This is a genomic window from Mucilaginibacter boryungensis (genome assembly GCF_015221995.1).
Lineage (GTDB): Bacteria > Bacteroidota > Bacteroidia > Sphingobacteriales > Sphingobacteriaceae > Mucilaginibacter > Mucilaginibacter boryungensis.
In genome coordinates, this window is the sequence record NZ_JADFFM010000001.1 from 1,194,762 (window position 1) to 1,206,672 (window position 11,911).

Genomic DNA, 11,911 nt, shown 5'->3' on the forward strand with positions numbered 1-11,911 from the left:
AAGTATAGTGTACTTTAAAATTTTAGATGATGAAAAAATTATTAATGATATTAGGTGTGTGTGCAGTGTTTGCTGGTTGCACCAAGTCTACCGGGTTTTTGGAAAACAAAACCACCGCACTGGATGAGACACAGGTGTTTACAGACAGTTTGCGCACCATCCAGTTTGTTAACGGCATTTATGCGGAAGGAACTGCCGGAAGCACCGATTATGCCGGTATCGGGTTCTCCTTCAATAAGCGCCGGTGGGAAACCCACGGTAACTGGGAAACTTCGGCCGATGATGCCGAGTATTCACTTAGTTCGGCCACCCGGCCTTCGGTAATGCTTTACCAGGGGACGTTTTCGGCGGCTAATTACGGGGCAAGTCCTAAAGCTACCGACATTTGGGCCACACCTTATAAAAACATCAGGCGTTGTAATTTGCTGTTTGCCAATATCGACCGGGCGCCGCTGTCGGCCGCCACCAAAAACCGCTTGCGCGGCGAGGCCACCTGCCTGCGTGTATGGTACTATATGCAATTGCTGATAGTTTACGGCGGCGTGCCCAATATTGGCGACCAGGTATATGGTATCGATGATTTTATCAACCTGCCGCGCCAAAACTTTGCCGACTTTGTTACTTATTTGTCAAAAGAACTAGACCGCGCCGCCACCCTGTTACCAACGCCGGGTGCCGCTGCTCCGCTTGGTTACCAGGACCTTGATTTTGGCCGTGTTACTAAAGGCACCGCGATGGGACTTAAATCGCGCCTGCTGCTGTATGCTGCCAGTCCGCTGTTTAATGGTGGCGCGCTTGCCACAGCAAGCGATGCGCAAAAGACGGTAGTAAGCTATCCTACGTACAATGTTAGCCATTGGAAAGATGCCGCCGATGCTGCTGAAGCAGTGATCAACAGCGGTTACTATTCGTTAAATGTTGACAATAGCAAACCGGGGCTTGGTTTTTACAACGTGTTTTTAACCAGGGCTAATTCCGAATATATCTTTATGGTATCGCGGCCGAATAACAAAGATTTCGAGTCGTACTATTTGCCGGGAACACGCAGCGGGTCTAATTATTCAAGGCCGACACAAAACATTGTCGACGCGTTCCCGATGCGTAACGGCAAGGCCATTACCGACCCAACGTCAGGCTACAATCCGGCCAATCCTTATTTTAACCGTGATCCGCGATTTAACTTCAGCATCATTTTTAACGGATCCAAGTATCAAAGCAACGCTAATATTCAAGATTTTGTATGGACATTTACCGGTACCGGGTCAAATGGCGACGCTTTTTCGTCAGGCGGTAACACCGGCTATTTTTGCCGTAAGATGTGTGACAGCACCATTACTAATAACGTTGGCGCAAGCCCGGCACGTAACTGGCCGTTGATGCGTTATGCCGAAATATTGTTAAACTATGCCGAAGCCATAAACGAGACGGGCAGGCCAGACCTTGCTTATTCAAAGTTAAGGGATATCCGCGCGAGGGCTGGTATTTTGCCAGGTGCCGATAACAATTACGGTATGAAAGCCGCGATGACCACAGACGAGATGCGCGCCTTTATCCAAAACGAGCGTCGCATTGAACTGGCTTATGAAGACCAGCGCTGGCACGATATCAGGCGATGGAAAATAGCCATGACGCTTTATAACGGCGGGCCCAATGGCTACAACAAAGTAATGCACCCTATCCGTGTAGGCAGCGCCGGATCGCTTACCACCGGCGTAGGCTTAACTTTTACCTACCAAATAGAGAATAACATCCGTCAGCACGTTTTCAGGCCGGAAATGTATCTGCTGCCGATTATGGATGAAGAGATTAGAAAAATGCCGGCTATGGTCCAAAATCCCGGCTGGTAAGTACATTTTAAGGTTTATAAATCCCCAAAAAAAACTGGCCCGCATTATGCGGGCCTTTTTTACGTGCCGTTATCTTTTGACAGCCTCGGGCGCGTTTTGAAAATTATTGCGGTGCTTTTTAATAAATTCGGAAGGGTTTAGGCCAAACTGCCTGTGGAAATTCTCTCTAAAGTATTTCACATCGCCAAAACCTACTCTAAATGCGGCTTCGTTAACATTGCAGTTGGTTTCGATTAATAATTCAGCAGATTTGCGAAGCCTGACAAATCGAATAAACCCGTTGATAGATTGCCCAGTGATACTCTTGATCCGCTTGTAAAGGTTTGAATAACTCATGCCCATTTTATCTGCAATGGTGTTGACATCTAACACTGGGTCTAAAAGCGAGCTTTCGACTATCTCGATGCATTTATATAGGAATTGCTTGTTCTCCTCTGAAATATTTCGGCTATTATTTTTAAGGGTTACCTCGTTAAAAAAGTAGCGTTGCAATTCTTTTTTACTTTTGATGATACCCTTTACGCGGGCGACCAATAGGTCCTTATCAAAAGGTTTACTCAAGAAGTCAATTGCACCTTCTTCAATTCCCTGTAACTTCATCTCGGGTGCTTGTTCGCCTGTCAGTAAGATTATTGGGATATGACTAAGCTGAGAATCTGCTTTCACAATGCGGCACAATTCTAATCCGGAAAGATTAGGCATATTTATATCGCTGATAACTACATCGGGCAGTATTTTTTGGATCAACTCTAAACCTTGCTGGCCATTTTTACCTTCGTAAATAGTGTAATCTCTTTCAAATATACTGCGAATGTACTCTCGGATATCGGCATCATCATCTATAATGACGATAGATTGAGCTGTCGAGATCATCAATTCGATATTATTCGCTATCGGTTCCAAAACGGAAGTTTCCGTAGCCTCGGCATCAATCAATTCTTCTACATACTCGTTTTTTACAGCTGAGGCAGCAATGATTGGATAACCGGCAAGATGGTCTTTACCTTTAGGAAGACGCAATACGAAAGTTGTGCCTTCGCCTGATGTGCTTTGGAAGGTGATTGTCCCTTTATGCAGTTCAATGAAGTTTTTTACTAGGTAAAGGCCAATACCGAAACCTGTTTTTAACGAACTAGCGTCCTTGACCTGATAAAATTTGTCAAACAGCTTTTCGCCTACATCTGCCGAGATGCCAATACCCGAATCGGCTATCTCAAAATACACCGAGCTTTCATCGTGATTTACAGTAATGGCGATATTCCCATTTTCGGGGGTAAATTTGACGGCATTTGAAATCAAGTTAAACAGAGCAATCTCTATCTTCTCGCGGTCAGCAAATATTTCAATCTCAGCATTAGCGAATTCAAAAGTATAGTTTATCTGCTTTATTTTTGCCTGATGGGTAAAACAGCTGTATATCTCCCGGCAAATATCGGTGAAGTTAAGTAAGCTTACTTTTATATCTGCATTCTCACTTTCGGATTTACGAAACATTAACAACTGGTCAACTAATCCAAGTAATCGGCTGGCATTCCGATAAACAATATTAAGTTCGTCTCCCCACGACTTGTGTTGCTTCAGCAAGTCTTTGATAGGATTGATAATTAATGTTAGCGGCGTACGGAACTCATGAGAAACATTGGTAAAAAACGAGAGCTTTCGTTCATTCGCTTGCTTTTCCTGTTCCATTTTTAGGTTAGTAATAGCTACCTCATACTTCAAACGCGTTTGCCTAAGCCGGTATAACCAAAATGCATAAACCAACGAACCAATCGCCGTGATATAAAACAGGTAGGCCCACCATGTGCGATACCAGGGAGGCAGTATGGTTATATGTAAAACTAAAGGGTTTTCGTTCCATATACCTTCAGTATTGGTAGCTTTTATCTTCAATATGTAGTTGCCTTCATTTAAACGGGTATAATAGGCTGATTTTAATTTGCCTACATAATTCCAATTATGGTCCCACTTTTCTAAGTAATAAGCATATGATATTTTCTCGGGGAAAGAGTATTCTAACGCCGTATAATTGATGGATATGGTAGCCTGATCATAAGGGATGGTAATATCTGTAACAGCATGCAGGGGTTTATTAGCGCTATAAGTAGTGTTGCCTTCTATTGATGCGTTGTTGACCTTGAAATCGGTTAATTGTAAGCGGGAGGCATGCACATATGAACCTATACTATCAGGGTAAAACGTATTAAAACCTTTAAGCCCGCCAAACAGCATTTCGCCGGTGTTTAGTTTTACAGCGGCGTTGTAGCTAAACTGGTTACTCTGCAAACCATCCGAGCCATAATAATTAGAAAACTTATTGTCTTTTTGATTGAACTTCGTGAGCCCGTTATAAGTGCTACACCATAAGTTATCATGCCTATCCACCAAAATATTCAGGATAGAATTGCTGGGCAGCCCGTCGGCTTCGGTATAACGTTTAAAAGTGTTATTGGCCGTATTAAATTTAATTAGTCCGCCGCCCTCGGTACCCACCCATAAGTGGTGTTGGCTATCTTCAGTAATGGCGCGTATGGCCTGGCCTATTGTAAAAAAACGATGGCGCTGATGTACCGGGTCTATATTAATAAGGTTGCTATAATCGCCTCCCCAAAGTTTTTTATCATGGTCCTGATAAAGGGTATGGATATTTCTAAGCTTGCTATCGAAAAGGTCAAACTTGTCTGCACCAGCGTTGTATTTGTAAAGCGCACCACCCCATGTGCTTCCGGCCCAAATATTATGCTGGTCATCCTCAAAAAGCTTCCAAAAATTCCGCTCTTCCTTTCCGGTTGGTGTTTCAAAACAACTATAATGTTTGAAGCTTTTGGTCGAGTTTTCATAAGCATCTATTCCACCGCTAAAAGTCGCAACCCATATTCTATTTGTACGATCTTTAAGTATACTAACAACAAAATTGCTACTTAAATGTCCTAAGCCCGGCTGATGGATAAAACCTGTAAATTGGTGAGACTGCCTATTCCAATAACTTAAGCCGCCACCATCTGTACCTATCCAAACATTGTGTTTTTCGTCCTCGCAAAAAGCCTGTATAAAGTTATTGATGACGCTGTTTTTGTTAAAAACATCGTGCGTATAAACATGAAATGGAATGTTCTTGGTGTCAATAATATTAACACCACCACGCAACGTGGTGATCCATTTTCGGCCGTTGTTGTCTTCAAAACCCGCCGTAACAGCGCCACTGCGCAACGAGTGGTCATTTTCGCCCGGCAAAAGGTAGGTTAATTTGTGCAGACTACTGTTCCAGATATTAATGCCGCCACCATTTGTGAAAATCCATAACTCGTGCTGGCGAGTAACACTTAGGTTAAAAATATTGGAATTGCTTAACCTAACAGCGCTGTCGAAACGTTCTGTCTTGCTGGTTGCGACATTGAAAGTGTATATACCGTTATCGGTGCCTAACCAAACTAAACCCCAGGGGTCAGTAGTTAAGCAATTGGCCGAAAATGTTACGTCAGCTTTCAGGGTGATCTTGCCGCCCGTTTGATATTTGCAAAGCCCGGTGCCGTTGACAAACAACCAAATTTTGTCGTCATGATCAGCTACAACGCCCTGAACGCGATAGTTATATCGACGGTTTAATGCAAGCTGGGTTGCAACAGTATCGGCCCCCTTGAAAAGTAACAACCCGACATTATCGGTGGCAACGTAAGTATTGCCTAATTTGTCACTCGTTATTTGATCAATGCCCGAACTTATTTTGATCAATTGTCCGGTGCCTTGTTTCTTATAATACAGGTTATGAAACTGTGCATCATTATAACTGAAATACATTAGGCCTTTTTGAGTACCTACAAATATGTTGTTTCCATTAGCAAGGATACTTTTAACATGATTGTCAACCAACGAGTTTTTTACACCCCATAAATTCCGGAAGATTTTAAATTGGTAACCATCATACCTGTTAAGTCCGTCATACGTACCCATCCACATGAACCCGTATTGGTCCTGAGTGATACAAGTAACCGCATTATTTGAAAGGCCTTGTTCGATACCAAGATATTTGATTTGTTGAAAAGAAAACGCGCCAGGTATGAAACCCAAAAAGGCAGTCAATAAGAAAAAAATGATTTTTGGCAGAAAATAGACTTTCCTCAAAATAGCTTGTTTATTTGGAATGATTGGCACACAAATTTAGCTGAATTTTAGATGATAATCAATGTTTGCTCACTCTTAATCACCGCAATAGCCGACGGTTTTTTTGAGGTTTATCATTAATAATTGAAGGCTATTTCTTCACTTGTTGCAGACGAGGCCCTGATAAATAATTCTTTTGGTAGTATTTTGGTTTCGAACTCAGTAATGGGGTGTTTATCTATGAGATTAGAAAAGCAAATGGCCTATTACTAATCACTACCGAATGAGGTAAGATAGGTGCCTCGTTTAATTTTAGCATCTCGTATGGTATTAACCAAATTATCCATGTGCCTAAATTTCTTAGCTCGTAGATGTGGCCGTATCCGAAAAACTTCATGGATTTTGTTTTTGTGGTAAAATCGCAAAACCAAATAGAAACATATAGAACGGAGCTATGAAATTATGAGCGTCCATAATAATCACAATTGCCTCGGCAAACTTTGCCAAACGCCTATGCGATAGTTTACTCTCTATTTTAATAGTTATAATCTGAACCGTCCAATCTCCCCACAATAAATAATTCCAATGTTGTTCTCCCCTTTAGGATTTTACCCCTAATTACTTAGGATTTTACCCCTCGTTTATAAGGCTTTAACTCCAGTTTTGTTTAAACCAAATAAATCAACTATGAAAACAATTATTTTTTGAGCATTCCCAACAATAAATCCAGCGCCTGCCCCGGTATACTGATCGCTTATCGTTTTGATAAGGCTACAGAAATGGGGCCAATACAGATGGTACCCGGTTATGCTAACATGCACACTTACTAATTAAAAAATTAAAAATTAAGATGAATTAAAATGGAGAAAATTTACTTATGCAAACACTTGAGTCTAAGCGTAAAAAGAATTATTATTAAAAGCCTGGCAATCATATCGATGTTGGTTTTAATCGTATCTGGCGCTTATGCCCAGTCGAGGAAAGTTTCCGGTACCGTAAAAGATGATAAAGGAGAATTATTGCCGGGCGTCACAGTTAAAGTCAAAAGTGGTGGTTCAATTACTACCACAAACACTACAGGCACATATACAATTACTGTTCCTGATAATAATGCCACACTGGTATTTTCTTATGTGGGTTATGTATCTCAGGAAAAAGCAGTAGGCTCTGCCAATACGCTTGATATCGTGCTGGCAGATCAAAACACCAATTTAACGGATGTAGTAGTAGTGGGCTACGGTGTACAAAAAAAGGTAAACGTAATAGGTTCGGTAGCAACAATCAGCTCGAAGGATTTGGAGAACCGTCCTGTGGCTAATGTTTCATCAGCCTTAACCGGGTTAAGCGCGGGCGTAGCGGTAAGGCAAACCTCGGGCATGCCCGGCAGCGACGGGGCTACCATCCGTATCAGGGGCACGGGTACCTTGAATAGCAATACCGCACTTGTTATTGTTGACGGAATACAAGGTGTATTGGATGCCATAAACCCCGATGATATAGAAAGCATTTCGATATTAAAGGATGCGGCCGCAGCCTCTATTTATGGCTCATTAGCCGCCAACGGTGTAATTCTGGTTACCACCAAAAAAGGAGCCAAGAATAAAACTACTATTACCTACAACGGTATTGCTTCTAAAACAGATCCCAGCAACCTGCCATCATTTGTTTCAGATTATGTGCGGCATATGCAACTGGTAAATGAAGGCTATGCTAACCTGGGGCAAACCCCTGTATATACAGCTACAACTATTGCTACCTGGCAAAAAGCCAACGCCGACCCTAATGGTTTAAACAGCATTGGTGTGCCTAATTATATTGCATATCCTAATACCAACTGGGCAAAAGCCATTTTTGAGAAAAATATATTACAGGATCATAACTTATCTGTAAACGGTGGAAATGAAACTACACAGTATTTATTATCGGCGGCTTATTTGCATAACCCCGGTACGATGGAAAACACCGGCTCAGACAGGTATAATTTTAGAGTGAACCTGCAAACAAAAGCAACTAAATTTTTAACGTTGGGCACCCAAACATATGCTTCTGTGCAAACCTATGGACTGGCCAGTACGGGTAACGCATTTAATTTTTTAAGGCAAACCACACCAGGTGTTTATCCCATCTATAACGGCAAATATGGTTTCCCATCAGCGCCTGAAGAATCATCAACGGCAAATAATATTCTCAGCTATTTAAACACTACGGGCGGCAGCGATCAGGAATCGCGCATTAATACCACGCTTTTTGCCAATGTAAATTTGTACAAAGGTTTAGTTTTGGAAACCAAGTTCAATTACCAAACCCGCTTTGAAGAGAACAATTCACATGCCATCCCTTTCGAAAAATGGGATTTCTCAACCAATACATTAAAACAAGGACAAGCGGCAGCAAGTCAGTTAACCACTTACTATGATTTTAATAAGAATGCCCAGTATACGTTTGATGCGGTGTTGAGATACAATACTACTATAGCCAAAAATCATGATATTGGCGCGTTGGTAGGGTTTAATCAATACTATTATAACTATTATTACTTTGACGCCACCAAACTGGGGCTGATAGACCCAACCATTACCACACTTAGCTCGGCCACTACGCCTACGGCCAGCACTGGCGATAAATACGATTATTCTTTACGGTCTATATTCGGCCGTTTGAATTATGCTTTTAAACAACGCTACTTGGTCGAAGCGGTATTCAGGTACGATGGCTCCTCAAAGTTTGCAGCGAATAACCGATGGGGCTTTTTCCCGGCCTTTTCAGCTGGTTGGCGCCTTTCAGAAGAGCCATTTATGAAAGACGTTAACAATTACGTTAGTAATTTAAAATTACGTGCATCGTGGGGGCAAACAGGTAATAACGGGTCGGTTGGTAATTATGACTATCAGGCAAATTACAATACAAATGCCTATTCCTTTAATGGTACTGCGGTAACAGGTTTGGCTTCAGGCAAATTTCCTAACCCTAACTTGAAATGGGAAACCACAACAACCTCTAATATAGGTTTGGACGGTTCTCTGTTTAACGGTAAACTGGATTTCGAATTAGACGTATACCGTAAATACACCAGTGGGATATTATTTACGCCAACTATACCGCTTACAGTAGGTACCGCCTCGGCTGCAACACAAAACATTGCTGAAGTATCTAACAAAGGGGTCGAACTAACGCTTGGATACAAAGGCAGGACCGGAAAAATAAGCTATAATGTTTCAGGTAACTTTGCCTACAACTTTAACAGGGTTGAAAATTATAAGGGTGTGCTGCAGGAAGGCTATACAACCGATGCTACCACCGGTGCAAGTGTCTATTCATCTAATTTAGGCCAGGTTTCAAGCGGGGGCACCTCACGCATTATACAAGGTCATGGTATCAATGAATATTATTTGTACCAGGTTTATAAGGGTGACGGAAATTATTATAATACAGACGGTTCTGTTAATGTAAGCGGCGGTCCTAAAGATGGTATGATCAGAACACCACAGGATCTGGCATGGCTGCAAAGTATGGTTGCTGCCGGTTATAAATTTCAACCCGGCAATGCTATTGGCAAAACTAAGATATATTATGGCGATTTAATTTATGCTGATACCAACGGTGACGGTATTTATGGCAACAGCTTTGATGCACGGCTTACTGGAAAATCATCGACCCCAAGGTACAACGCCGGCCTGCAATTCAATGTAGCCTATAAAGGCTTCGATCTGTTTACCATATGGGCGGGCAGCTTTGGTATGTATTATTATTGGAATGATATAGGCTATAACAATTCCATCGTCTCTTTGGGTAACGCGGTTAGTACATTGGTAGCTAATGATCATTATTATTATAATGATGCCAACCCGGCCGATCCGGCTAATAATATTACAGCGCATTATCCGCGTCTTAAAAATACTTCGGATGTGCAAAATGCTGCTGTGGCGAGTGATTTTTATCTGTATAATGCTTCTTATGTCAAACTTAAAAATGTGCAGTTAGGCTATACACTACCCAAAAGTATAACTGAAAAATGGTCTATGACGAAGATCAGGATTTACTTAAGTTCAGAGAATTTGTTCACCATAACAAAATATCCGGGTTTAGATCCTGAAATAGGGCCCAGCGTAGGTTACCCAACCATGCGTCAGTTTGCTGTTGGTTTAAACGCGACATTTTAATCATAAAATAAAATAACGATGAAAAAGATATTGACAATAATATTAACCTTAGTGATTGTAACAGGTTGTAGAAAAAACCTGCTTGATACCTCTCCTTATTCTTCTGTAGCCAGTTCTACCATGTGGACTACGGACAATTTAACCGACCTTGGAGTGACAGGGGTATATCAGGCATTAAGATTAGGTGAAAACTCGGGTGGCGATTCTGGATTGGAATTATATATGCTGGACCGTTTCGGGTTTACCGGACAAACAAGAAGTCAGGAATCTATGTTATCCGGTACGATCACATCGGGCAACGGTATTTATAGCAGTACCTGGCAAAATTTATATGAAGGGATCCAGCGCTCAAACGATGCAATCAAAAACATCCCATTGAAATCGCCTTCCGATGCAGCTAAAAAGGCGCGTTATATAGCCGAATGTAAATTTTTAAGGGCTTATTTTTACCTGCGTCTTAATCAGCTTTGGAAAGGTGTACCTATTTACCTGGAGCCATTTACACCCGATGAGGCCACTAAGGCCCGGTCATCAGAAACTGATGTTTGGAACCAGGTTGTGGCCGATCTTACAGCAGCTATTAATGAACCTAACCTGCCCGCTATTTATGCAGCTGGTAATGCCAATTATGGCCATGTTACCAAAGGGGCTGCTTATGCTTTGCGCGGTAAGGCTTATATGTATATGCAGAAATGGGATTTAGCCGCTGCCGATTTCGCGCTGGTTAAAGCTGCAGGCTATGCGCTTTATGGCAACTATACGGCGTTATTTAAAACTGCAAATGAACAATGCAGCGAAATGATATTTTCCATACAGAATGTAGGTGTTGCCGGTGGCGGCACACCGGGTTACGGTTCCACCACGCAATGGTTCTGCGGCACGCGGTCATCTTTCGGTTCCTGCTGGAATGATTATATGGTATCTCCAAACCTGGTCGACCTTTATCAAAATCTGGATGGTTCAACCTTTAATTGGGATAGTGTATTGCCAGGATATTCCAGCCTGACACCAGCACAAAGGGAAGTATTCTTTTTACGAAATAACCTTACCCCTGCAGAAATTGCTGCTGCAACAACCCGTGGCGCGCAAATGAGCCTTTATTTACCCACAGGGAACGAGGCCCGGATATTGCAGGCGTATGCTAACCGCGATCCGCGTTTGGCGGCCAACGTAATTACGCCGTATGCTACTTACAATGGGGTTTATAATTCGCTTAACGCTGTGCTTACCTCGCGCTGGCCGTACCGTGCCGAAGGTGCAGTAAACGGCGACTTGCGTACCGATACCCAGAGCCTTTTTTATTATCTATATAGGAAATTTGTTTATGAAGGTAATGCCGAGTTGATCAATAGATCGTACGGTCCAACCGATTTTCCTCTGATCAGGTATGCTGATGTGTTATTGATGTGGGCTGAAGCGTTGAATGAACAAGGGTTAACCTCCGAGGCGATTGCTAAAGTAAATGAGGTGAGGGCACGGGCTGGTGTAGCCTTGCTTAACTCAAACGCGGCAACAACAGTTGCTGGCCAGGCTGATTTGAGGGAACGCATCAGAAATGAGCGTCGTGTGGAATTCCCTAATGAAGGCATTAATTATTTCGATGAGTTACGCTGGAAATCGTGGAAAGATAAAGTGTTTTATACCGGCAATGGTGTAAAACAGGTTTGGGGTGCAAATGTGTATGCCTATTCTTTCCAGGGCGATTATCTCTATACCTGGCCAATACCGCTGGTAGAGATACAAAGAAACCCAAATTTGACACAGAACGCCGGCTGGATTAATTAATTAACGTTATGAGTAATA

Annotated in this window: 5 protein-coding genes; 4 read left to right on the top strand and 1 reads right to left on the bottom strand. The window is 42.3% G+C overall.

Annotated features, from left to right (window positions below; translation table 11 throughout):
* Positions 1 to 29: 29 nt before the first annotated feature.
* Positions 30 to 1,847 (top strand): RagB/SusD family nutrient uptake outer membrane protein, encoded by a 1,818-nt coding sequence (locus tag IRJ18_RS05095; RefSeq protein ID WP_194105119.1) that lies wholly within the window; start codon positions 30 to 32, stop codon positions 1,845 to 1,847.
* A gap of 69 nt (positions 1,848 to 1,916) precedes the next feature.
* Here the strand turns inward: IRJ18_RS05095 and IRJ18_RS05100 are convergent, their stop codons facing one another.
* Positions 1,917 to 5,915, bottom strand: coding sequence for a hybrid sensor histidine kinase/response regulator transcription factor (locus IRJ18_RS05100; RefSeq protein ID WP_194105120.1), 3,999 nt, complete (start codon positions 5,913 to 5,915; stop codon positions 1,917 to 1,919).
* Positions 5,916 to 6,652: 737 nt separating this feature from the next.
* Between IRJ18_RS05100 and IRJ18_RS21115 the strand changes: the two genes are divergently transcribed.
* The 3 genes from IRJ18_RS21115 to IRJ18_RS05110 all read left to right on the top strand — a co-directional run bounded on the left by IRJ18_RS21115 (position 6,653) and on the right by IRJ18_RS05110 (position 11,893).
* Entirely contained in the window at positions 6,653 to 6,778 is a 126-nt protein-coding gene (locus IRJ18_RS21115) for a hypothetical protein (RefSeq protein WP_262893258.1), read from the top strand.
* A 108-nt stretch (positions 6,779 to 6,886) separates the two neighbouring features.
* Entirely contained in the window at positions 6,887 to 10,108 is a 3,222-nt protein-coding gene (locus IRJ18_RS05105) for a SusC/RagA family TonB-linked outer membrane protein (protein WP_228072559.1), read from the top strand.
* A gap of 18 nt (positions 10,109 to 10,126) precedes the next feature.
* A complete protein-coding gene (locus IRJ18_RS05110; RefSeq protein ID WP_194105122.1) occupies positions 10,127 to 11,893 on the top strand; it encodes a RagB/SusD family nutrient uptake outer membrane protein in 1,767 nt (588 codons plus the stop codon).
* The last annotated feature ends 18 nt before the right edge of the window (positions 11,894 to 11,911 follow it).